This window comes from Actinomadura monticuli, from assembly GCF_041463655.1.
In the GTDB taxonomy this organism is placed as follows: domain Bacteria; phylum Actinomycetota; class Actinomycetes; order Streptosporangiales; family Streptosporangiaceae; genus Spirillospora; species Spirillospora monticuli.
Map to the genome: position 1 here is coordinate 434,144 of NZ_JAXCEI010000004.1, position 21,093 is coordinate 455,236.

Annotated in this window: 22 protein-coding genes and 3 tRNA genes; 7 read left to right on the forward strand and 18 right to left on the reverse strand. The window is 73.7% G+C overall.

Going from position 1 to position 21,093, the window contains the following annotated elements:
* Positions 1–72: 72 nt before the first annotated feature.
* The 4 genes from SM611_RS11245 to SM611_RS11260 are packed head-to-tail and all read right to left on the reverse strand — an operon-like array spanning position 73 to position 5,923.
* Positions 73–1,524, reverse strand: a complete 1,452-nt coding sequence (locus SM611_RS11245; protein ID WP_371949310.1) for a penicillin-binding transpeptidase domain-containing protein — start codon at positions 1,522–1,524, stop codon at positions 73–75.
* Entirely contained in the window at positions 1,521–2,123 is a 603-nt protein-coding gene (rsmD, locus tag SM611_RS11250; protein ID WP_371949312.1) for a 16S rRNA (guanine(966)-N(2))-methyltransferase RsmD, read from the reverse strand. Before rsmD ends, SM611_RS11245 begins: the two co-directional genes overlap by 4 nt.
* Positions 2,120–4,318 carry an ATP-dependent DNA helicase RecG gene (gene recG / locus SM611_RS11255; protein WP_371949314.1) on the reverse strand — a complete coding sequence of 733 codons (2,199 nt, stop codon included), beginning with the start codon at positions 4,316–4,318 and terminating at the stop codon, positions 2,120–2,122. Before recG ends, rsmD begins: the two co-directional genes overlap by 4 nt.
* Before the next feature lie 33 nt (positions 4,319–4,351).
* A complete protein-coding gene (locus tag SM611_RS11260; RefSeq protein ID WP_371949491.1) occupies positions 4,352–5,923 on the reverse strand; it encodes a DAK2 domain-containing protein in 1,572 nt (523 codons plus the stop codon).
* 203 nt (positions 5,924–6,126) lie between these two features.
* Here SM611_RS11260 and rpmB point away from each other — a divergent pair, with 203 nt between their 5' ends.
* A complete protein-coding gene (gene rpmB / locus SM611_RS11265) occupies positions 6,127–6,321 on the forward strand; it encodes a 50S ribosomal protein L28 (protein ID WP_067632165.1) in 195 nt (64 codons plus the stop codon).
* A 92-nt stretch (positions 6,322–6,413) separates the two neighbouring features.
* Here rpmB and thiD read toward each other — a convergent pair whose 3' ends face one another.
* From thiD to SM611_RS11280, 3 genes are all read right to left on the reverse strand, one after another.
* Positions 6,414–7,226, reverse strand: a complete 813-nt coding sequence (thiD, locus tag SM611_RS11270) for a bifunctional hydroxymethylpyrimidine kinase/phosphomethylpyrimidine kinase (RefSeq protein ID WP_371949315.1) — start codon at positions 7,224–7,226, stop codon at positions 6,414–6,416.
* 66 nt (positions 7,227–7,292) lie between these two features.
* Entirely contained in the window at positions 7,293–8,174 is an 882-nt protein-coding gene (locus SM611_RS11275; protein WP_371949317.1) for a cellulose binding domain-containing protein, read from the reverse strand.
* A gap of 101 nt (positions 8,175–8,275) precedes the next feature.
* Complete coding sequence (locus tag SM611_RS11280; protein ID WP_371949318.1) at positions 8,276–9,190, reverse strand: thiamine-phosphate kinase; 915 nt, start codon at positions 9,188–9,190, stop codon at positions 8,276–8,278.
* A 134-nt stretch (positions 9,191–9,324) separates the two neighbouring features.
* Between SM611_RS11280 and SM611_RS11285 the strand changes: the two genes are divergently transcribed.
* Both SM611_RS11285 and SM611_RS11290 read left to right on the forward strand, forming a co-directional pair.
* The gene (locus SM611_RS11285) at positions 9,325–9,558 is read left to right on the forward strand and encodes an Lrp/AsnC family transcriptional regulator (RefSeq protein WP_371949319.1); all 234 of its coding nucleotides are present in this window, start codon (positions 9,325–9,327) and stop codon (positions 9,556–9,558) included.
* A gap of 97 nt (positions 9,559–9,655) precedes the next feature.
* Positions 9,656–10,111 (forward strand): DUF3515 domain-containing protein, encoded by a 456-nt coding sequence (locus tag SM611_RS11290; RefSeq protein ID WP_371949320.1) that lies wholly within the window; start codon positions 9,656–9,658, stop codon positions 10,109–10,111.
* A gap of 35 nt (positions 10,112–10,146) precedes the next feature.
* On the opposite strand, the gene SM611_RS11295 is transcribed toward SM611_RS11290, so the two are convergent.
* The 10 genes from SM611_RS11295 to SM611_RS11340 all read right to left on the reverse strand — a co-directional run bounded on the left by SM611_RS11295 (position 10,147) and on the right by SM611_RS11340 (position 16,804).
* On the reverse strand, positions 10,147–10,701 hold the full coding sequence (locus tag SM611_RS11295; protein WP_371949322.1) for a Cif family virulence factor: 555 nt from the start codon (positions 10,699–10,701) through the stop codon (positions 10,147–10,149).
* Entirely contained in the window at positions 10,698–10,892 is a 195-nt protein-coding gene (locus SM611_RS11300) for a ferredoxin (RefSeq protein WP_371949323.1), read from the reverse strand. Before SM611_RS11300 ends, SM611_RS11295 begins: the two co-directional genes overlap by 4 nt.
* Positions 10,889–12,229, reverse strand: a complete 1,341-nt coding sequence (cyp51, locus tag SM611_RS11305) for a lanosterol 14-alpha demethylase (RefSeq protein WP_371949324.1) — start codon at positions 12,227–12,229, stop codon at positions 10,889–10,891. The genes SM611_RS11300 and cyp51 overlap by 4 nt, the downstream gene beginning before the upstream one ends.
* Positions 12,226–13,005 carry an SDR family oxidoreductase gene (locus SM611_RS11310; RefSeq protein ID WP_371949326.1) on the reverse strand — a complete coding sequence of 260 codons (780 nt, stop codon included), beginning with the start codon at positions 13,003–13,005 and terminating at the stop codon, positions 12,226–12,228. Before SM611_RS11310 ends, cyp51 begins: the two co-directional genes overlap by 4 nt.
* On the reverse strand, positions 13,006–14,217 hold the full coding sequence (locus tag SM611_RS11315) for a cytochrome P450 (RefSeq protein ID WP_371949327.1): 1,212 nt from the start codon (positions 14,215–14,217) through the stop codon (positions 13,006–13,008).
* Between the two features lie 10 nt (positions 14,218–14,227).
* On the reverse strand, positions 14,228–14,815 hold the full coding sequence (locus tag SM611_RS11320) for a TetR/AcrR family transcriptional regulator (protein ID WP_371949328.1): 588 nt from the start codon (positions 14,813–14,815) through the stop codon (positions 14,228–14,230).
* 93 nt (positions 14,816–14,908) lie between these two features.
* Positions 14,909–14,995: transfer RNA gene (locus SM611_RS11325), tRNA-Tyr, on the reverse strand.
* Between the two features lie 26 nt (positions 14,996–15,021).
* A tRNA-Leu gene (locus tag SM611_RS11330) sits at positions 15,022–15,094 on the reverse strand.
* 5 nt (positions 15,095–15,099) lie between these two features.
* Positions 15,100–15,173, reverse strand: a tRNA-Leu gene (locus SM611_RS11335).
* 254 nt (positions 15,174–15,427) lie between these two features.
* Entirely contained in the window at positions 15,428–16,804 is a 1,377-nt protein-coding gene (locus tag SM611_RS11340; RefSeq protein WP_371949330.1) for a protein kinase domain-containing protein, read from the reverse strand.
* 107 nt (positions 16,805–16,911) lie between these two features.
* Between SM611_RS11340 and SM611_RS11345 the strand changes: the two genes are divergently transcribed.
* Genes SM611_RS11345 through SM611_RS11360 form a run of 4 tightly spaced genes read left to right on the forward strand, consistent with a single transcriptional unit; the run spans position 16,912 to position 20,387 of the window.
* Positions 16,912–18,372, forward strand: coding sequence for an aldehyde dehydrogenase (locus tag SM611_RS11345; RefSeq protein ID WP_371949331.1), 1,461 nt, complete (start codon positions 16,912–16,914; stop codon positions 18,370–18,372).
* On the forward strand, positions 18,369–19,103 hold the full coding sequence (locus SM611_RS11350) for an SDR family oxidoreductase (protein WP_371949332.1): 735 nt from the start codon (positions 18,369–18,371) through the stop codon (positions 19,101–19,103). Before SM611_RS11345 ends, SM611_RS11350 begins: the two co-directional genes overlap by 4 nt.
* Positions 19,100–19,993 carry an NAD(P)-dependent oxidoreductase gene (locus SM611_RS11355; protein ID WP_371949334.1) on the forward strand — a complete coding sequence of 298 codons (894 nt, stop codon included), beginning with the start codon at positions 19,100–19,102 and terminating at the stop codon, positions 19,991–19,993. The genes SM611_RS11350 and SM611_RS11355 overlap by 4 nt, the downstream gene beginning before the upstream one ends.
* The gene (locus SM611_RS11360) at positions 19,986–20,387 is read left to right on the forward strand and encodes a carboxymuconolactone decarboxylase family protein (protein WP_371949336.1); all 402 of its coding nucleotides are present in this window, start codon (positions 19,986–19,988) and stop codon (positions 20,385–20,387) included. Before SM611_RS11355 ends, SM611_RS11360 begins: the two co-directional genes overlap by 8 nt.
* On the opposite strand, the gene SM611_RS11365 is transcribed toward SM611_RS11360, so the two are convergent.
* Positions 20,384–20,944: an acetamidase/formamidase family protein gene (locus tag SM611_RS11365; protein ID WP_371949337.1), complete on the reverse strand. Its 561-nt coding sequence runs from the start codon at positions 20,942–20,944 to the stop codon at positions 20,384–20,386. The genes SM611_RS11360 and SM611_RS11365 overlap by 4 nt on opposite strands.
* Between the last annotated feature and the right edge of the window lie 149 nt (positions 20,945–21,093).

A 21,093-nucleotide genomic window follows, 5' to 3' on the forward strand; every position in this document is an offset into this window, starting at 1 on the left:
GGCGTGAACGTACCAAATCGCATTCGGCCTGGTTTCACCCGGGCTCGCCGGGGGCCGCCGCGCCGCCCCCGCTCAGTCCCCCAGCGCGTCGATGATCTTCGCGGCGATCGGGCCGGACTCGATGCCGTAGCCGGGCGCCTCGGTCATCACCGCGACCGCGTACTTCGGGTCGTCCCGCGGCCCGAATCCGATGAACCAGCGGTCGTTGTGGGCGGCGCCCTCGACGTCGGCGGTGCCGGTCTTCCCGCCGAGGATGGACGTCCCCTTCAGGGACTTGCCGGTGCCGCGCTCGACCACGGCCTCCATCAGGTCACGCATCTGCCTGGCCTGGCCGGGCGTCAGCGCCCGCGACATCCGCTTCGGCGAGACGGAGTCCACGGTGGCGCCGCTCGGCGCCCGCAGCTTGTCGACGAGATGCGGCTGCATGACCTCCCCGTCGTTGAGGACCCCGGCGGCGACCATGGCCATCTGCAGGGGGCTGGCGACCGTGCTGCCCTGCCCGATGGAGCCGAGCGCGCTGAGCACCGGCTGGTCCGTCGTCGGGAACGAGCTGGGGGCGCTCAGCAGGCCGTCGGCGTACTCGATCCGGTCGCCGAACCCGAACCCGCCCGCCTCCTCGTGGACGGCCGCGTTCCCGGGCCGCTCCGCGCCCATGTAGGCGAACGTGGTGTTGCAGGACTGCGCGTACGCCTCGATGAGCGGGATCCGGCTCAGGTCGCAGGAGCCGCCGATGTCGCCCGCGTCGTTGCTGATCGGCTGCCCGCCGCCCGGCGGCCTGTAGCTGCGCCCCGCCCTGACGTTCGAGCTCGCGCTCGCCCCCGCTTTCAGCGCCGACGCGGCGACGATCGTCTTGAACGTGGAGCCGGGCGGGAACACCTCCCGGGTGGCCTTGTCCAGCAGCGGCTTGAGCTTCTCGGCGTTGAGGCGCCTGAAGGCTCTTTCCGCCTTCTCCCCGCTCAGCGTCGAGACCTCGTTGGGGTCGTAGGACGGCGTCGACGCCATCACCAGCACGGCGCCGGTCTCGGCGTCGAGGACGACGGCCGCCGCCCGGCGGGCGCCGCTGGACGCCAGCGCGTTGTAGGCGACGCGCTGCGCCCTGACGTCGACGGTCGCCTCGACCGTCCCGCCGGGGACGTGGTCGCCGACGAGCTTGTCGATGAAGTTCGAGGTGGCGAGCCGGTCGTCGGTGCCGTCGAGGAAGTGGTTCGCGGCCTCCTCGAGGCCGGTCTGGGAGAACACGGAGAAGTAGCCGGTGACCGGGGCGAACACCGCGCCGTCCTTGTAGCGGCGCTGGTAGCGGTCGTCGCCGGTCTTCTCCGACCAGGCGAGCCGCTCGCCGTCCGCCGTGATCGGCCCGCGGTCGATCTTGAAGCGGTCCGCCAGGCGGCGGGCGTTGAGCGAGTCGTCGCGGAGATCCTGGGCCTCGAAGCCCTGGACGTAGGTGATGTTGGCCATCAGCGCCAGGGCCATCGCCACGGCGAGGACCCAGGTGCGTCCCACGGCGCGGTCGATCCCCGGCTTCATGGGCATGCCTTTACCCGCTCTTCTCCCGTGTCAACGCGCCCTTCCGCGCGGCCGTACCAGAAGACGGCCTCGCCGTAGCGCCGGTCGCGCTCGGCCTCGTAGCCGGCGGGCCAGTCCAGGGCGGGCCCCCGCGCGGCGCGCTCCACGACGACCAGCGCGTCGGGCGCCGCCCAGCCCTGGTCGCGCAGGTCTTCCAGGAGGCCGGTGACGGACGCGTCCGCCAGCGCGTACGGCGGGTCGGCGAAGATCAGGTCGTAGGGCTCGTCCGGCTTCCCGCGGACGAGCCGCTCCACCTTGTCCGCGCAGGGGACGGCGCCGGGCAGCCCGAGCGCCGCGGCGTTCTGCCGGATGACCTTCATCGCGCGCGGATGCGACTCGACGAGCAGCGCGTGCGCGGCTCCCCGGGAGAGCGCCTCGAACCCGACCGCGCCCGACCCGGCGTACAGGTCGGCGACGCGCAGCCCGTCCAGCGGGCCGAGGAGGGCGAGGACGGTGGAGAACAGGCCCTCGCGCGCGCGGTCGCTGGTCGGCCTGGTGTCGCGCCCCGGCGGGGCGGCCAGCCGGCGCCCGCCCGCGCTGCCCGCGATGATCCGGGTCACGCCTTCTCCAGGAAGTCGGCGCGGTCCTCGTCGAGGAGTGAGGCCAGGACGGTGGCGAGGCCCGGATGAGCGGACAGGTCGGGATCGTCCTCGACGAGCGCCGTCGCCTCGTCCCGCGCGTCGCGGATCACGTCCTCGTCCTTCTGGAGGGTGAGGAGCCGCAGGCTGGACGCGCGGCCGGCCTGCGCGGCGCCCAGCACGTCGCCCTCGCGGCGCTGCTCCAGGTCGAGGCGCGACAGCTTGAACCCGTCCGTCGTGGACGCGACGGCGTCGAGCCGCTCGCGGGCCTTGCTGCCGGGCTCGGCCTCGGTCACCAGCAGGCAGAGGCCGTGCAGCGAGCCGCGACCGACGCGCCCGCGCAGCTGGTGGAGCTGGGAGACGCCGAACCGGTCGGCGTCCATGATGACCATGACGGTGGCGTTGGGGACGTCCACGCCGACCTCGATGACGGTGGTGGCGAGCAGGACGTCCAGCTCCCGCTCGGTGAAGCGGCGCATCACCGCGTCCTTCTCGTCGGGGTGCAGCTTGCCGTGCAGGACGCCGATGCGCAGCCCGGAGAGGACCTCCTCCAGCTTCGGCAGGACCTCCATGATGCCGAGCGGCGACCTGCGCTCCCCCTCGTCGGCGGCGACGGCGTCGCCCTCGTCGCCCTCGTCGCCCTCCTGCTCGCCGATGCGCGGGCAGACGATGTAGACCTGCCGCCCCTTGCCCGCCTCCTCCTTGATGCGCTCCCAGATGCGGGCGAAGAACGCGGGCTTCTCGGGCGGCACCACATGGGTCTGGATCTCCGACCGCCCGGCGGGGAGCTGCCCGAGGACGGACGTCTCCAGGTCGCCGAAGACGGTCATCGCGACCGTGCGCGGGATCGGCGTGGCCGTCATGACCAGCACGTGCGGGCGTCCGCCGCCGGTCTTCTCGCGCAGCGCGTCCCGCTGCTCGACGCCGAAGCGGTGCTGCTCGTCCACGACGACGAGGCCGAGCTCGGCGAACTGGACGCTCTCCTGGAGCAGCGCGTGGGTGCCGACGACGATCCCGGCGGCGCCGGACGCCGCGTCGAGCAGCGCCTCCTTGCGCGCCTTCGCGCCCAGCGAGCCGGTCAGCAGCGCGACGCGGGTGGCGTGCTCGGCGCCGCCGAGCTGCCCGGCCTGTGCGAGGTCGCCGAGCATCCCGGTGATCGACCGGTGGTGCTGCTGCGCGAGGACCTCGGTGGGCGCGAGCAGTGCCGCCTGCCCGCCCCCGTCCACGACCTGCAGCATCGCCCGCAGCGCGACCACGGTCTTGCCGGAGCCGACATCGCCCTGGAGGAGGCGGTGCATCGGGTGGTCCTTCGCGAGGTCGGCGGCGATCTCGTCGCCGACCTCGCGCTGGCCCTTGGTGAGCTCGAACGGCAGGCGCGCGTCGAACTCCGCCTGGATGCCGCCGAACGCCGGCGGGCGCGGTGTGGCGGGGAGCGCGGCGGCGGCGAGGCGGCGCTGGGCGAGAGCGATCTGGACGACGAACGCCTCGTCCCATTTGAGGCGCGTCCTGGCGCGGCCCAGCTCGTCCCAGCTCTTCGGGCGGTGGATGCCCTCGTACGCCTCCCGCAGCCCGATCAGGCCGCGCCGCCTGAGCAGGGCCTCCGGCATCGGGTCGGCGGGCAGGTCCAGGTGCGTCAGGACGGTCTCGACCGACGTGCCGATCGTCTCGATGGGCAGCGTCTTCGTGGACGGGTAGATGGGGATGATCTCGTCGGCCCACTCCTGCGCGGCCTGCTCGGCGCTCCGCTCGTGGACGACCTTGTACTGCGGGTGCGTGAGCTGCCGGACGACGTTCCCGCTGCGCGGCCGGTAGGTGCTGATCTTCCCGGCGAACAGGCCGCGGGTGCCCGGCGACAGGTCCTTCTCGGCCCGGTAGGAGCCCTTGCGGCCGAAGAAGCTCAGCTTGAGCTGCCCGGTCCCGTCGGTGACGGTGATCTCCAGAACGTAGCCGGGGCTGCGGGTGAGGGTGCGGCCCTGGACCTTCACGACCTCCGCCATCACCGTGACGTGCTCGCCGTCCTCCAGCCCGCTGAGCTGGGTCAGCTCGCCGCGGTGGGCGTAGCGGCGCGGGTAGTGGTGCAGCAGGTCGCCGACCGTGTGCAGGTCGAGGCCCTTCTTCAGCGCGTTGGCCGTCTTGTCGCCGAGGACCTTGCGCAACGGCTCGTCGAGGTTCGCCACGCACTCTTTTCTAGCCCATGGGCCGGACGGGAATCACTCGACGCCGATGAGCAGTGGATACCGTTCCTGCCCGCCCTCGTACACGCCGACCTCCACATCGGGGTGCTCGCCGCGGAGGTGCTCTTCGAGGACCTCCGCCAGGCCGGGCGGGGCGTGCACGCCCGCGATCAGCGTGACGAGCTCGCCGCCACCGGACAGCATCCGGCCGAGGACGCGCCGCGCCACCTCCGCGATGTCGGCGCCGATCGTCGCGACATCGCCCTCGATCAGGCCGAGGACGTCGCCCGGCTGGCACAGCCCGACGCTCGTCACCGCCTCCTGGCCGGCGACCTCCAGATGGCCGAACCGCGTCGCGCCGGCCGCGCGGGTCATCTCGATCACGTCCTCGCCGAAGCGGCGCAGCGGGTCGTGCACCGCCAGCGCGGCCATCCCCTGGACGGACGCCTTCGTCGGCACGACCGCGATGTGCGCGCCGCTGTCCCGCGCGCGCTCCGCGGCGGCCTCCGCGAGCGCCAGGACCTCCGGTTCGTTCGGCAGGACGGTCACCTCGTTCCCCGCGGCGAGGATCGCCTCCGCCAGCACCGCGAGCGGCGGCGCCTCGCCCGGCTCCCGCCGGACGACCCGGGCGCCGCACTCCTCGAACAGCGCGGCCAGCCCGTCGGCGGCCGTCACCGCGATCACCGCGCGGCCGGTGTGCGGCGCGTGCGGCCCCTCGCCGCCCCGCAGGTAGCTGACCCGGATCCGGTGCGGGCGGCCCGCAGCCATGCCCGCCTCGATCGCGGCGCCGGCGTCGTCCACGTGCACGTGGACGTTCCACAGGCCGTCGCCGCCCACGACGACGAGCGAGTCGCCGAGGCCGTCGAGCCGCTCGCGCAGGGCGTGGACGGCGGCGTCCGGCGCGTCCAGCAGGTACATGACCTCGTAGCCGGGGCCTTCCGGGCGCTCCCCGGCGGGCGCGGGCGTCCCGGCGGCGCGGGCGGGCACCTCGTACCGCTCCGGGTACTCCTCGGTGACGACGGCGACCAGGGCGTCGAAGACCACGCAGAGCCCGGCCGCCCCCGCGTCGACCACGCCGCTGCGGGCCAGCACGTCCAGCTGGGCGGTCGTGCGGCGCAGCGCCCGCCGGGCCCCGCCCGCGGCGGACCGGCACGCCTCGGGGAGCCCGCTCCCCGAGGCCGCGCACGAGGCGGCGGCCTCGGCGAGGACGCTGAGGATCGTCCCCTCCACGGGATGCTCGACGGCGCCGCGCGCCAGCCCGGACGCGTGCCCCAGCGCCCCCGCGAACGCCGCGCCGTCCGGCGGCGCCTCCAGCGGGCCGAGGACGTCGGCGAGGCCGCGGAACACCTGGCTGAGGATCACGCCCGAGTTGCCCCGGGCGCCGAGCAGCGCGCCCTGCGCCAGCGCCCGCCACGTCTCGGCGGGGCCGGCGGCGGCCGGCAGCTCGTCCAGCGCGTCCGCCGCCGCGATCACGGTCAGGTGCAGGTTGGTACCGGTATCCCCGTCGGGGACGGGGAACACGTTGAGCGCGTCGATCTCCCCCCGGGTGCGGCCGAGGGCGTCCGCCGCCAGCCTGCACCACCGCCGCACCGCCGCACCGTCGAGCATCTCGCCCACGAACCCGCTCCCTGCTCGCTCTCCGGCCGCGGGCGATGCGCCCACGTGATTCGCCTACGGCCGGGCTGTCGGCTAGTCTGATCCGTGCGCCTCGTCCGAGGCGCTCGTCAGTGAGCACCCATGATGCCCGGCCCGCCCGTCGGCGGCACCGGGCGGCGCTCCGGTCAGAGCATCGACACCACTTGGAGTTTCCCGTGGCTTCCGTCTGCGACGTCTGCGGCAAGGGACCCGGTTTCGGCATGCGCGTCTCCCACTCGCACCGCCGCACCCCGCGCCGCTGGAACCCCAACATCCAGCGCGTCCGCGCCGTCGTGAACGGCAGCACCAAGCGGATCAACGCCTGCACGTCCTGCATCAAGGCCGGCAAGATCGTCAAGCCCACGGTCTGAGCCGCGCGGACTTCGTCGGCTCATCGGTGTGATCCGGTGAGCCGACTTTTGCGTGTCCGGGGTCTCCTCGCTCCGCACGCCCGCCCCCGCCATCAGGAGCGCTGCCGCCAGGCGTGGTCGACCGGGCCTATCCCGGAGCCCAGCGGGAAGCCGGCGGCGATGGCGCCGGTCACGTAGTCCTTGGCCTTGCCCACCGCCGTGGGGACGTCGTCGCCCAGGGCCAGGTTGGACGCTATGGCGGACGCGAGGGTGCAGCCGGTGCCGTGCGTGTGGCGGTTGTCGTGCCTGGGCGCGGTGAAGCGATGCTCGTGCTCGCCGTCGAACAGCAGGTCGGCGGGCTCGCCCGGCAGGTGCCCGCCCTTGATCAGCACCCACCGGGGGCCGAGCGCCTTGACGGCCTCGGCGGCCTCGCGCAGCCCCGCCTCGTCCACGACCTTGACGCCGGTGAGCTGCTCCACCTCGTACAGGTTGGGCGTGACGACGGTCGCGGCGGGCAGCAGCGCGGCGCGCACGGCGTGGACGGCGTCGGGCGCGAGCAGCGGGTCGCCGTGCTTGGAGACGCCCACCGGGTCGACCACGGAGGGGGCGTCGGAGGCGGCGAGGGCCTCGGCGACCGTCTCGACGAGGACCGTGGACGCCAGCATCCCGGTCTTGAGCGCGTGCACGCCGATGTCGGACAGGACGGAGTCGAGCTGCGCCCGCACCGCCTCGGCCGGCAGCTCCCAGTAGCCCTGGACGCCGAGGGAGTTCTGCGCGGTGACGGCGGCGACGACGCTCATCCCGTGGACGCCGTGGGCGAGCATCGTCTTCAGGTCGGCCTGGATGCCGGCGCCGCCGCCGGAGTCCGAGCCCGCGATGGTGAGCACGAGCGGCGGGGCCTGGGGCGAGGACGGAATGCGCGACATGCCGTCCAGCCTATGGCGGTTCGCCCGGTCCGGCGCCGTCAGACGGGCGTCCTCGGACGGGCGTCCTCAGACGAGGGCGCAGGGCAGCTTGTTCAGGATGCAGGCCGACGGCCTGGACGCGGTGCCCCGCGCGGTGAACACGATCCGGACGGTGTCGCCCGGCGCGATCGCGCTGCGGCCCCGGACGAAGGCGAGGCCCCCGATCCGGACGACGGTGGCGCCGCTGATCGCGGTGACCGACGCGTTCGGGATCTTGAAGGCGAGCGCCCACGTGGGCACGGGCTGCGTGCCCTTGTTGGCGATGGTGGCGGTGGCCTTGAAGCCGCCGGGCTCCTCGGAGGCGACGCGGAAGGCGATGATGAGGCCGTCGGCGCGGGCGGCGCCGCGGCCGGCGCGCTCGCCGGGGCCGCGCTGGGAGACCTGGCTGTCGCGCGGGTTGGTCACGGTGTCGCGGGGGGCGCCGCCGCCCGCGAAGTTGAGCGAGATCTGCTGCGTGCTCAGCGCGTAGGAGACGATTCCCACCGCGATGACGAGCGCGACGATCGGCAGCAGCGGGAGAGGCAGCAGCGAGATGAACTTCGTCCAGCCGCGTCCGCCGGACGGTTCCGCGCGGTCCTGGGACGGCGGCCGTTGCGGCGGCGTCTCGGCGGCGGCGGGGTCGGGGGCGAAGCCGGGAGCGGTGCCGGGGGCGCCGGGATAATCGCCCGGATAGTCCCCCGGGAGGGGATCGAACCGGTACCCGTCGGGCGGGCCGTGCGGGCGGCTCACCGCGGGCGGGGGGCCGGACCTCGGCCGCTCGTACGACGACACGAACACCCGGTCGTCGGTCGGTCCGGAGAAGGCGTCGTAGGACGGGTCGGCGGGAGCCCCGAAGTACGGACCCTGGGACGCGGGGGCGCCCGGTAGGGGTTCGTCCTCCGGTTGCTCGTGCCTCGTGTGTCGTCCCATCCCATCCCTCTTCGATCACAGGATGTATACCAAACCTGTACCAAACCTGCCTACCGGATGCGGCAACGCACACGGCCGTACGCGCTCAGTGCACGCGCCGTTCAGCGGGCGAAATGATCCCAGGCGCCGGACGGCGGTTCGCGTCCGTCCACGCGCACCCCCGAACCCGCGGTCACGACGCCGATCCGCGACCAGGACGGCGGCACGGCCCCGGGGAAGGTTCCGGCGAACGCGTGGTCCTCGCCGCCGGTGAGCGCGTGCCGCAGCCCGTCCGGGCCGAGGGCCTCCGGGACGGGGACGGCCGCCGAGTCGATCTCGATCCGGACGCCGCTCGCGGCCGCGATGTGCCCGAGGTCCTGGACGAGCCCGTCGCTCACGTCCAGCAGCGCGGTGGCGCCGTGCGCCCGCGCCTCGTCCCCGGCGCCGTAGGGCGGTTCGGGGCGCCGGTGCGCCGCGATCAGCTCTTCGGGCGCGTCGCGCCCCTCGGTGAGCAGCGCCAGCCCGGCGGAGGCGAACCCGAGCCGTCCCCGGACGGCCACCAGATCGCCCGGACGGGCCCCGGACCGGGTGAGCGGGGCCGCGCCGCCCAGGTCGCCGAGCGCGGTGACCGCCAGCGTGATCAGCGGCGCGGACACGACGTCGCCGCCCGCGACGGACGCGCCGGCGGCGGCGCACTCGTCGGCGAACCCGTCGTAGAGCCGCTCGGCCCACTCCGCCGCGGTCCCGGCGGGAGCCGCGAAGCCGATCAGGAGGGCGGTCGGCCGGGCCCCCATGGCGACGACGTCGGCGAGGTTCTGCGCGGCGGCCTTGCGCCCGATGTCGTAGGGGCCGGACCAGTCACGGCGGAAGTGCCGTCCCTCCACGAGGAGGTCGGTGGTGGCGACGACGCTGCCGTCCGGCGCGGCGACGACGGCGGCGTCGTCGCCGGGGCCGAGCCGGACCGCCGGGCCCGGCGGCAGCCGCCGCGTCAGCCGGCCGATCAATCCGAACTCGCCCAGCTCGCCGATCGTGCCCATCCGCGCCCGTTCCCCCGTGTTCCGCCTGGTCGGCCCGCCCTGCCGCGGCACCCGGCACCCCGGGCCCCCGTAGCGGCGCGTAACACGATACGGTGAACCGTCCGACGGTTGATTCTCCGCTTGGGGAGGACGTGATGGTGCAGGCCTACATCCTCATCCAGACCGAAGTCGGTAAGGCCGCCGAGGTGGCGGGCCACATCTCCGGCGTGCAGGGCGTCACTCTGGCGGAGGACGTCACGGGACCCTATGACGTGATCGTCCGAGCGGAGGCGCGCAATGTCGACGAGCTGGGCAAGCTCGTCGTGGCGCAGATCCAGGCCGTCGAAGGCATCACGCGGACCCTCACCTGCCCGATTGTTCACATCTAAAGGGCACTTGCCGGGGGGTCTGGGGGGTCGTCCCCTCAGACAGGCAGGGCACTTGCCGGGGAGTCTGGGGGGTCGTCCCCTCAGACAGGCAGGGCGCTTGCCAGGGCGGCGGTTCGCCGTGCTCGCCGGGACGTCGCTGCTCGCGGCGGGGTGCGGCGGCGGGGCCGTGCAGGTGCCCGTGCCGAGCCCGGACGCCGCGGTCACCCGGCTGTGCGAGGGCCTGCGGCTGCCCGAGAAGGTGCACGGGCGGGAGCGCCGCGACACCTCCCCGGACTCGCCGCTGACCGCCGCGTGGGGCTCGCCCGCGATCGCGCTGCGCTGCGGCGTCCCCCGGCCGCCGCAGCTGCGGCCCGAGTCGGAGCTGGTGACGATCAACGGGGTGGACTGGTTCGGGGTGCCCGCCGACCGCCCGGTGACGTTCACCGCGGTCGGCCGGCAGGCGTACGTCGAGGTGACGGTCCCGCCGAAGTACAACCCGGCCGGGGACGTGCTGATCGAGCTGGGACCGTCGATCAAGGCGACGATCCCGCCGAAGCCCGAGGGCCAGATCTGACCGCGCGGGCCGGGACGCGGGTCACCCGGCGCCGGTCACCAGATCGGGACGGGGCTCTCCCCGCGCGGGTAGTAGCCGGGGATCGGCTCGCCGGCGGCGGCCCGGTCGAGGCGCCGCTTCATGCCGTCCGACAGCACGCCCGCCTTCATCATCTCGACGAACACGGACGTGACGTTGCCGAGGTCGAACCAGTCGCGCTGCCACGACCACCGCCGGTCCCCGGCGTACCGGAACCAGGATCCGCCGATGCCGAGCACCTCGTAGGGCGTCCCGTCCGGGCGGACGGCGTCGGCGACCTGCTTCCAGAAGCCGACGACCTCGCCCTTGGCCTCGTCGATCAGGATGCTCTGGTACGGGTACGTCCAGCCGTCGAGGCCGCCCATCTCGGAGCCGAGCGCGAGGTCGCGGATCTCGTCCCGGCCGACGGCCATGAAGTCCTGGTCGGGGCCGATGTTCCAGCCGTAGGTGGCGTCCTCGGTGTAGAGGTCGGCGAGCGGGCGCCAGTCGCCGAGCTCCTCGCAGCGGCGGTTCTCCGCCAGCCAGTGCTCGACCATCGCGTCGAGTTCTTCTCGGGGGAAGGACGGCATCATGTCTCCAGCAGTCTGAGGGCCTGGGTGGGGCAGTAGCGGACGGCCGCGGCCACCTCGCGGCGGGCGTTCTCGGGGGGTTCGGCGTCGAGGATCCGCACCTTGCCCTTGGACGGGACCTCGAAGACGTCGGGGGCCTCCAGCTCGCACATGGCGTGTCCCTGGCAGAGGTCCAGGTCGGCCTCGATCCTCACCGGCGCCTCCTGCGGTAGCGGACGGCGCACGGCTGCGCCAGCTGGACGACCATCTTCGAGTGGTCGTTGCGGTAGGTCTCCGGCGGCTGCGCGGGCTCGAACTCCCAGTCCCGCAGCAGCACCGAGAAGATGGCCTTGAGCTGCATCATCGCGAAGTTCGCGCCGACGCAGCGGTGCCGTCCGGCGCCGAACGGAACCCACGTCCAGCGGTTGAGGAGGTCCTCCTCGCGGGGCGCGACGTACCGGTCGGGGTCGAAGGCGTCCGGGTCGGGGAAGTCGGACTCGATCCGGTTGGAGACGGCGAGGCTGCAGCCCACCATCGTCCCGGCCGGGACGCGGTGGCCGCAGACCTCCTGGTCGGACTGCGCGACCCGCAGCAGCAGGATCAGCGGCGGATGCAGCCGCAGCGCCTCCTTGATCGCCGACTCCAGCCTCGGGATGGCGCGCAGCGCCTGGAACGACACCTCGCGGCCGTCCTCGTACAGCTCGTCCAGTTCCCGGACGACGCCGTCCAGCACGCCGGGGTGGCGGAGCAGCTCGATGAGGGTCCAGGCGGCGGTGCCGGACGTGGTGTGGTGCCCGGCGAACATCATCGAGATGAACATGCCGGTGACCTGGTCGGCGTCGAACTTCAGCGTGCCGTCCGCGTCCTTGACGGACATGAGGACGTCGAGGAGGTCGCGGTCCTCCTTCGGCGGGTTCGGCTCGCGGCCGTCCATGATGCCCTGGACGAGCTCGACGAGCGCCGCCCGCGCCGCGTCCCGCCGCCGGAAGCTCTCGATGTCGGCGTACGGGTCGACGTAGGCGATGGCGTCGGTGCCGCGTTCGAGGTCGTGGTACAGGTCGGCGAACCGGCGGTCGAGCTGCTCGCGGAACTTGCGCCCGATCAGGCACGCGGACGAGGTGTAGATCGTCAGCTCGGCGAACCAGTCGAGCAGGTCGATCTCGCCCTCGTCGCCCCAGCCGGCCACCATCCGGTCGACCTCGGCGGAGATCGTCGCGGCGTGCCCCTTCATGAACGAGCCCTTGAGCGCCTGGTTGTGCAGGGCCTCGCGGCGCTGCTCGGGGGTGGCGTCGAACACCACGCCCTCGCCGAAGATCGGCGTCATGAACGGGTAGGCCTCGGCCTGGTCGAGCTCCTCGTCCGGCGAGCGGAAGAAGAACTCGTTGGCCTCGGCGCCGGACAGCAGCACGACGCGCCGCCCCGCGATCCGGAACTCGCCGACGTCCCCGCACTCCTCCCGGACGCGGCGCATCAGCCCGATCGGGTCGGTGCGCAGCTCCTCCAGGTGGTCGGGCCCGCCCGACACCGCGCGCGGCTCCACCAAAGCGGTCATGATTCCTCCAGGGGGGCTTCGGGCTGTACCTCGACGAGCCGGAGATGGGCGCCGCGCGGGGTCGCGACGATCGCGGCGACGGCGGCGGCGACGTCGGAGGGGCGCAGGAAGTAGGGGTGGCGGGCGTGGCCCCACTTGGCCCAGTCCTCCAGGACGGCGCCGGTGGTGTCCGCGTCCCAGGTCATGCCCATGCCGGTCGCGGTGGGTCCGGGACGGACGATGGACGCCCGCACCCCCGTCCCCTCCAGCTCCATCTGCATGGTGCGGGCCATGCCCTCGACGCCGTTCTTGGCCGCGACGTAGGCGCCCGTCCAGGAGCGGGGGGCGGGGACGGTGTCGGACGAGATGAACACGATGTCGCCGCGCCGCCGCGCCACCATCTGCGGGACGAAGTGCGACACGAGCCGGTGCGCGCCGACGAGGTGGACCTCGATCTGCTCGGCGAATTGATCGGAGCCGATCTCGTGGAGGCGTCCGGCGGCCAGGTCGCCGGCGCTGGAGACGACGACCTCGATGGGGCCGAGCGCGTCGCCGGCCGCCGCCGCGAACGCCTTGACGGAGTCGGAGTCGCCGACGTCCAGGGGGTGCGCGAACGCCTCTCCCCCGCCGGCCCGGATCGTGGCGGCCAGTTCCTCGCACTTGCCGGTGCGCCGCGCGCCGAGCGCGACGGGGTGCCCGGCCATCGCCAGCGCCGTCGCCGTCGCCGCGCCGATGCCGGAGGACGCGCCGGTCACCACGGCCGGGCGCCGCTCGGGATGGGGGTCGAAGCGGGGCATCTAGCTCTCCTTCCGGCCCCGGCGCGCGACGCGCACGGGCAGGGCCGCGAATCCGCGGACGTTCACCGAGTGCACCCGCTCGGCGTTCGCGAAGTCGATCTCGTAGTCGGCGACCTCGCGCACGAACTCGGTCAGCGCGATCCGGGCCTCCAGCCGGGCCAGGTTGGCGCCGAGGCAGAAGTGCCGTCCGCCGCCGAAGCTGACGAGCTGGGAGGTGTCGCGGTCGAGGTCGTAGGCGTCGGCGTCGGCGAACACGCGCGGGTCGCGGTTGGCCGATCCGACCAGCAGCAGGACCCGGTCGCCCGCGGGGACGCGCCGCCCGTGCAGCTCGACGTCCCGGACGACCTTCCTGGCCAGCATCTGGCTGGAGGTGTCGTAGCGGAGGGTCTCCTCGATCCAGTCGTCCACGCGCGCCGGGTCGCCGAGCGGCTTCGCCGCCTGCTCGGGGTTCCGCGCGCCCCAGTACAGGGCGTTGGCGAGCAGCTTGGTCGTGGTCTCGTTGCCGGCGACGACCATCAGGAACAGGAACGCGATGACCTCGGTGTCGTCCAGCCGGTCGCCGTCGATCTCGGCGTCCAGCAGGGCCGAGGTCAGGTCGCCGGTCGGCCTGCGGCGGCGCTCGGCCACCATGTCCTGGTAGTAGCCGACGAGGGTGAGGGCCGCGTCCATCCCGGCGGGCGGGACGTCGTTGAGGCCCTCCTCGCGGTGGACGACCGTGTCGGCGAGGCGGCGCACCTCCGCCCGGTCGGCCTCCGGGACGCCCATCATCTCCGAGATGACGTCCATGGGCAGCAGGCCGGCGAAGTCGGCGACGACGTCGAACTCGCCCTTCTCCAGGGCGGGTTCCAGATGGCGCCGGGTCAGCGCCCGGATGCCGTCCGTCATCTCCTTGACCCGGCGGGGCGTGAAGCCCTTGGAGACGAGGGCGCGCATCCGCGTGTGCCGGGGCGGGTCGAGGGCGAGGAACGACATCGTCCGGTGCGCGTTCGGCCCCCACGCGCTCGGTTCCACCGAGACGCCGTGGGAGTTGGAGAACGTCGTGTGGTCGCGGAAGGCCGCCGAGACGTCGGCGTGCCGGGACAGCGCCCAGAAGCCGATCTCGTCGTTGCGGTACAGCGGCGCCTCCTCGCGGAGGCGCGCGTAGACGGGGTAGGGGTCCTCATGGACGGCGTAGTCGAACGGGCTGTAGGAGACCTGCGCAGCAGGGTCCACGGCCGTCACCTCACTCGGGGGGTTCGGGCAGGATGAGCTCTGCCATCTCGGCGAGCCGGTCGGCCATGCGGGCGTAGGACGTGTAGCCCATGCCCGCGTGCACGAGCGCGCCGGTGTAGGCCAGCTCCAGCGCGCCCAGGATCTTCGGGTCGTCGTGGTCGCGGAGCGCGGCCTGCAGCCGCTCGCGGATCGCGACGCCGATCCGCACCCGCAGCTCGCGGACGTCGGGGTCGGTGCCGAGCAGTGCGGTGGTGCACGCCGCGGCCAACTCGGGCTCGTCCGACACCAGCAGCGCGATGTCGCGCAGCACCTCCACCACGCGCTCCAGCAGCGTGCCGTCCGCCTCCACGGGCGGCAGCGCGCTGAGCCGCCGCCAGAACACCTCCGTGATCAGATGGTTCTTGGAGGCGAAGTAGGTGTAGGCGGTCGCGGGCGCGACTCCGGCGCGCTTGGCCACGTTGCGGACGGTCAGTCCCTCGTAGCCGCTCTCGCCGACCTCCACCACGGCGGCGTCGGTCAGCCGCCGCACCGTGTCGGCCTGCCGCTCGGTGAGGCGGCGGCGGGTGGGTTCGGTCGTCAGCTGCTCTTTACCGGACACGTGTCCAGACATTAGTTCAGAAGTGTGCGGCGCGCAACGGCGGCGCACCGGTCGCGCCGGGGGCGCGCGCGGGCAGTCCCCCAAGGATCATCGTGGTGGGGCGGGTGGGATTCGAACCCACTCAGCGCGAGGCACCTGGGTTACAGCCAGGCCCGACTCTCCAAACGTCGGCGCCGCCCCGTGCGCGGGCCGGACGGCCCGCGTCGTACCTCCGGAGGGATTCGAACCCACAACACACGGCACCTCATGCCGCTGTCTCTACCGTTGGACTACGGAGGCTTGCGTGCGGCTCCCGGGATTCGAACCCGGAGCGTCCACTTCCTGAGAGTGGCCCCTCTGCCGGTTGGGGTAGAGCCGCGCGGATCGCGAGGAAGGCGTCACTCGCGGCGGCTCGGCCGGGGTCTCCTACGAGGCGGGATACCGGCCGGGGCGGGCGTGCGACGCCGAGCGCAGTCGGAGTCGATAGCGCTCCAGGGCCATGGCCGGTCCTCCTCTCGAACCCTCGTGGACGGGCTGACGTGATCTACGGTGCCAGCGGCTGCCGGAGGGCCGCAACATGTTTTCCGGCAGGCTCAGGGCTCTTCCGGCAGGCTCAGGGTTCTTCCGGCAGGCTCAGGGTTCTTCGGGGAGGGACCAGCCGAAGGCGACGAGCGCCCAGAACGCGACCATGATCCAGCCGAGCGCGATCCCGGTCACCGCGAGGCCCAGCCCCCGCTCCCCCGAGCGCCGCACCCGCACCCAGGCGATGTGCCCGGCGACGATGGCGGGGATGGACGGCAGCCCGCACGTGATCAGCCCGACCGCGCCCATGGACACCGCGTAGATCGCGAGGCTGTTGACCGGCGGCTTGCCGCCGTGCGCGGGCGGGTACGCGTGGACCGCGTGCGCCGCGTGCGGCGGGCGCGTCGGGTGGCCGCCGTATCCGGCCGGCCGCCGGTAGGCGGCGGGGCGGACGGCGATCGCGTCGGCGTACCGGTTCCAGGACTCGGCCTCGGCCGTGCGCCCCTGCCCGGTCAGCAGCGCGGCGAGGTTGCGCATCGCGGCCGGGTCGCCCGCCTGCGCGGCCTGCCGGTACTGGCTCTCGACCAGCGCCTCGGCCTCCCCGGCGGCGAGCCGCGGGGCGGGCGCCGGGGTTGGCTCCGGGGTTGGCTCCGGGGCGGGCTCCGGGGCGCGGGCGGGCTGCCGCCGCCGGACGCCGCCGGAGATGAGCCGGTCCAGCAGCGCCTGCGCGGACGGGCGCCTCGCCGGGTCCTTGGCCAGCGCGTCCCGGACGGCGCCGAGCAGCATGCCGTCCAGCCCGCTCAGGTCCGGTTCGCCGCTCATGATCTGGTGGATGACCGCGGGCAGCGAGTTGCCGCCGAAGCACGACCCGCCGCGCGCGGCGAACGCGACGGTGGCGCCCCACGCGAACACGTCCGACGCCGGGGCGGCGCCGCGCCCGTCCAGCTGCTCGGGGGCCATGAACGCGGGCGTGCCGACGATGCCGCCGGTCGCGGTGAGGCGCGTCCCGTCCAGGGAGCGGGCGATGCCGAAGTCGATGACCCGCGGCCCGAACGTGGACAGCAGGACGTTGGCGGGCTTCAGGTCGCGGTGCACGACGCCCGCGTCGTGGATGGCGGTCAGCGCGGTCGCGATGCCGACCGCGACGGCCTCCAGGTCGGCGCCGCGCAGCGGCCCGTCCTTCGCCACGGCGGCGTCGAGGCTCGGGCCGTTCACGAACTCGGTCACCAGGTACGGCGGGTCGGCGGCGGGGTCGGCGTCCAGCACCGGCGCCGTGCAGAACGGCCGGACGCGCTGCGCCGCCGCGACCTCGGCCTCGAAGCGCGCGAGGTAGCGCCGGTCGGCGGCGAACTCCCGCCTGATCACCTTGATGGCGACCGTGCGCCCGGACGCGTCCAGTCCCGCGTACACGGTGCCCATGCCGCCCTCGCCGAGCCGGTCCACGACCCGGTAGGGGCCGATGCGTTCCGGCGGACCGGGGTAGGACACGGGGCGTTCTCCTCTAGGCGGCGGCAGCGCACCAAGCCTGTCACATCTCCGAATTCACCGGATCTTTCCCTTGCATTTCGCCCTGCCCTGAACTGTAGTCTGGACAGGTGTCCAGAACTACCGATCGCTTGCTTCTGCTGGACGGGCGGCTCGTCCCCGGGGCGGGCGGCGCCTTCGAGACGATCGACCCCGCGACCGAGGAGGTGCTCGGCACCGCCGCCGACGCCACCGCCGCCGACATGGACCGCGCGATCGGCGCCGCCCGGCGCGCGTTCGACGAGACCGCGTGGGCGACCGACCACGCGTTCCGCGTGCGGTGCCTGCGGCAGCTCCGGGAGGGGCTGCGGCGGCGGGCCGACGAGCTGCGCGAACTCACGATCAAGGAGGTGGGCGCGCCGCGCTTCCTGACGTTCGGGGCGCAGCTGGACGCGCCCGTCGACGACCTCGGGTGGTTCGCCGACCTCGTCGAGTCCTACGAGTGGGAACGCGATCTCGGCCGCGCCGAGCCGATGGGGATGCCCAGCCACCGGCGGGTCGCCCGGGAGGCGGCGGGCGTCGTCGGCGCCATCACCCCGTGGAACTTCCCGCACCAGATCAACCTGGCCAAGCTCGGCCCGGCGCTGGCGGCGGGGAACACGGTGGTGCTGAAGCCCGCGCCCGACACCCCCTGGTGCGCGGCGGTCCTCGGCGAGGTCATCGCCGAGGAGACCGACATCCCGGCCGGCGTCGTCAACGTGGTGACCTCGTCCGACCACGGACTCGGCGCGCAGCTGGCCCGGGACCCGCGCGTCGACCTGGTGTCGTTCACCGGGTCCACGGCGACGGGCCGGAACGTGATGGCCGGCGCCGCCGCCACCCTCAAGCGGGTCTTCCTGGAGCTGGGCGGGAAGTCCGCCTTCGTGGTCCTGGACGACGCCGACCTCAGGGCCGCGTGCTCGTACGCGGCGTTCTCCGGGATCACGCACGCCGGGCAGGGGTGCGCGATCACGACCCGGATCCTCGTCCCCCGCGACCGCTACGACGAGGCCGCCGAGATCACGGCGGGCACGCTCGCGAAGCTCGGCGCGGGCGACCCGCAGGACGACCGGACGATCTGCGGCCCGGTCATCTCCGCCAAGCAGCGCGAGCGCGTCGAGGGCTACCTGGAGCTGGCGGCCAAGGAGGGCGGCGCGTTCGCCTGCGGCGGCGGGCGCCCGGAAGGCCGCGACAAGGGGTTCTGGATCGAGCCGACGCTGATCACGGGGCTGACCAACGACGCCCGCACGGCGCGCGAGGAGATCTTCGGCCCGGTGCTGGTGCTCCTGCCGCACGACGGCGACGACGACGCGGTGCGGATCGCGAACGACTCCCCGTACGGGCTGTCGGGCGCGGTGCACGGCGGCGACGCGGAGCGGGCGCGCGGGGTCGCGCGCCGCCTGCGCGCCGGGACGGTCAGCGTGAACGGCGGCGTCTGGTACGGCGCGGACGTCCCGTTCGGCGGCTACAAGCAGTCCGGGATCGGCCGCGAGATGGGCGTGGCCGGCTTCGAGGAGTACCTGGAGACCAAGGCGATCGCGGAGGGCGCATGAGGTTCGAGGGAAAGGTCGCGGTCGTCACCGGGGCCGCGCAGGGCATCGGCGAGGCGTACGCGCGGGCGCTCGCCTCCGAGGGCGCGCACGTGGTCGTCGCCGACGTGGACGAGCGCGGGCAGGGCGTCGCCGACGACGTCAAGGGGCTGTTCGTCCGGACGGACGTGTCCGACCCCGCATCGGTGGAGGCCATGGCGGCGGCCGCGAAGCAGCGGTTCGGCGGCATCGACCATCTCGTCAACAACGCCGCCATCTTCGGGACGATGAAGCTGGACTTCCTCTTCACCGTCGACTGGAACTACTACAAGAAGTTCATGTCGGTGAACATGGACGGCGCGCTGCTGTGCGCGCGGGCCTGCTACCCGCACATGCAGGCGCGCGGGGGCGGTTCCATCGTGAACCAGTCGTCCACGGCGGCGTGGCAGTACTCCGGCTTCTACGGGCTGGCCAAGGTCGGCGTCAACGGGCTCACGCAGCAGCTCGCGCACGAGCTGGGCAGCATGAACATCCGCGTGAACGCGATCGCGCCCGGCCCGATCGACACCGAGGCCAACCGCACCGTCGTGCCCGGCGGCATGTCGCAGAAGATCGTCCGGGACAAGATGGCGCTGAAGCGCATGGGGTCGCCTGAGGACCTCGTCGGCGCGTGCCTGTTCCTGCTGTCGGACGACGCGGCCTGGATCACCGGCCAGATCGTCAACGTCGACGGCGGCGAGGTGTTCCGCGCATGAGCGAGGCGAACCGGGGGGCGCCGGAGGGCGCCCTCCCGCGGGACTCCCGCATGGCGGTCGGGTTCATCGGGCTCGGCCAGATGGGCGCGCCCATGGCCGGCCACCTGGCGGGCCGGGGCCTGGTCGTCTACGACACCCGCCCGGACGCGATGGCGCCGCTGGTGAAGGCGGGCGCGCGGGCGGCCAAGAGCGTCGCCGACGTCGCCGCGCACGCCGAGCTCGTCTCGATCATGGTGCGGGACGACGACCAGGTGAACGAGGTCGGCGACGAGGTGCTCGCGAGCGCCCGGCCGGGCACGGTCCTGGCGATCCACTCGACGATCCGCGCGAAGACGGCCGAGGACCTCGCGGCGCGCGCCCGGCGGTACGAGATCGAGGTCGTGGACGCGCCGGTCAGCGGCGGGTTCATGGGCGCGAGCGCGGGCAGCCTGGCGGTCATGGTCGGCGGGACGGACGCGGCGTTCGAGCGCTGCCGGGAGCCGTTCGGCGCCTGGGCGGACCTCGTCCTGCACATGGGCCCGGTCGGCGCGGGCACCCGCACGAAGCTGGCCCGCAACATGCTGCACTTCATCTCGTTCACGGCCGCCGCGGAGGCGCAGCGGCTGGCGGAGGCGTCCGGGGTGTCGCTGCGGAAGCTGGGCCGGGTCGTCCGGCACACCGACGCGATCACCGGCGGCGCCGGCTCGATCATGCTCCGCCCGACGACCGCGCCGCTGGACCCGGGCGACGACCTGTACGACATCCTGTGCCACACCCGCGACCTCGGCGAGAAGGACCTGTCCCTCGCCCTGCAACTGGCGGACGAGCTGGGCGTGGACGTGCCGCTCGCCCGGATCGCCCGCGACCGCTTCGGCCCCGGCCTCGGACTTCCCGGAGACACCGATGGATGAGCGAGGGGGCCCCGCGGGGAACGGGAACGAGCGCCGCGAGCGCGGGCTGGAGATGATGCGGCAGGTCTACGGCTGGGACATCGAGGACGCCCCCGGCGCGTTCTTCGGCATCACCGTCGACCACCTCTTCGGCGACATCTGGACCCGTCCGGGCCTCAGCATGCGCGACCGGCGGCTGCTGCTCATCGGCGTGCTGGCGGGTCAGGGGCTCAACGACGTCCTGGACATCCAGATCCCGGCGGCGCTGGCCAACGGGGAGCTGTCGCCGGACGAGCTGCGCGAGATCGGCATCTTCCTGACCCACTACGTCGGCTGGCCGCTCGGCTCCCGGCTGAGCGTCCAGATCGACACCCTGATCGCCAAGCACGAGAAGCGCAAGCGGAGGGACGGCTAGCAGGGGCTCGGCATCAGCATCGGCCCGGTCACCCCGAAGCGCTCGGTCCCCTGCCGGGTGAGGTGGACGCGCAGGTCGATCCAGCCCGGCCGTCCGGCCCCGTCGCAGCCGAGGCTTCCGCGCGCGGGGAAGTGCAGGTCGCCGGCGGACAGCTTGGCGCCGCGCACCCGCACCGGCAGCAGCACGCGCGAACCGGCGGTGAGCCGGGCGATGCGGCAGCCGCCGACGTCCCGGTCGCGCGCGTCGCCGGGCACCGCCACGGGCGCGGACGGCGCGCAGCCGATGATGCCGGGATGCCCGCCGGCGTCGCGCATGCCGCCGGGCCGTCCGACGCCGAGGACGTCCACGACGACGACGTCGCCCGGTTCCGCGCCGACGACGACGAGCGGGCCGCACAGCAGGACCCCGGCGCCGGCCTCGCGGCCGGGGCATTCGAGCCGGACGGACCCGCCGGTGATGACCTCCGCGACGGCGGGGATGTCGGGGTGCCAGTGGTCGTGGCCGCGGACCTGCCGGGTCCCCTCGTCGTCAAGGTCGAACACGGCGGGTGACGTCATCGGGAGCGATCCTCTCGGTCGGCGGGCGATGGCTCGATCGTGCCCGGCCCCTGTTACCGGGCGGTTTCAGCGGCCCGACGTCCGCGTTAGCCCGGCATCACCGCGGAATGCGGAATGCGGGAATCGCGGAACCGGGCGGGCGGTGCGGG

Coding starts and splice junctions, on each gene's coding strand:
- SM611_RS11245 (WP_371949310.1), bottom strand. CDS start 1,524: ATGAAGCCGGGGATCGACCGCGCCGTGGGACGCACCTGGGTCCTCGCC.
- SM611_RS11260 (WP_371949491.1), bottom strand. CDS start 5,923: ATGCTCGACGGTGCGGCGGTGCGGCGGTGGTGCAGGCTGGCGGCGGAC.
- thiD (WP_371949315.1), bottom strand. CDS start 7,226: ATGTCGCGCATTCCGTCCTCGCCCCAGGCCCCGCCGCTCGTGCTCACC.
- SM611_RS11275 (WP_371949317.1), bottom strand. CDS start 8,174: ATGGGACGACACACGAGGCACGAGCAACCGGAGGACGAACCCCTACCG.
- SM611_RS11280 (WP_371949318.1), bottom strand. CDS start 9,190: ATGGGCACGATCGGCGAGCTGGGCGAGTTCGGATTGATCGGCCGGCTG.
- SM611_RS11285 (WP_371949319.1), top strand. CDS start 9,325: ATGGTGCAGGCCTACATCCTCATCCAGACCGAAGTCGGTAAGGCCGCC.
- SM611_RS11295 (WP_371949322.1), bottom strand. CDS start 10,701: ATGATGCCGTCCTTCCCCCGAGAAGAACTCGACGCGATGGTCGAGCAC.
- cyp51 (WP_371949324.1), bottom strand. CDS start 12,229: ATGACCGCTTTGGTGGAGCCGCGCGCGGTGTCGGGCGGGCCCGACCAC.
- SM611_RS11310 (WP_371949326.1), bottom strand. CDS start 13,005: ATGCCCCGCTTCGACCCCCATCCCGAGCGGCGCCCGGCCGTGGTGACC.
- SM611_RS11350 (WP_371949332.1), top strand. CDS start 18,369: ATGAGGTTCGAGGGAAAGGTCGCGGTCGTCACCGGGGCCGCGCAGGGC.
- SM611_RS11355 (WP_371949334.1), top strand. CDS start 19,100: ATGAGCGAGGCGAACCGGGGGGCGCCGGAGGGCGCCCTCCCGCGGGAC.
- SM611_RS11360 (WP_371949336.1), top strand. CDS start 19,986: ATGGATGAGCGAGGGGGCCCCGCGGGGAACGGGAACGAGCGCCGCGAG.
- SM611_RS11365 (WP_371949337.1), bottom strand. CDS start 20,944: ATGACGTCACCCGCCGTGTTCGACCTTGACGACGAGGGGACCCGGCAG.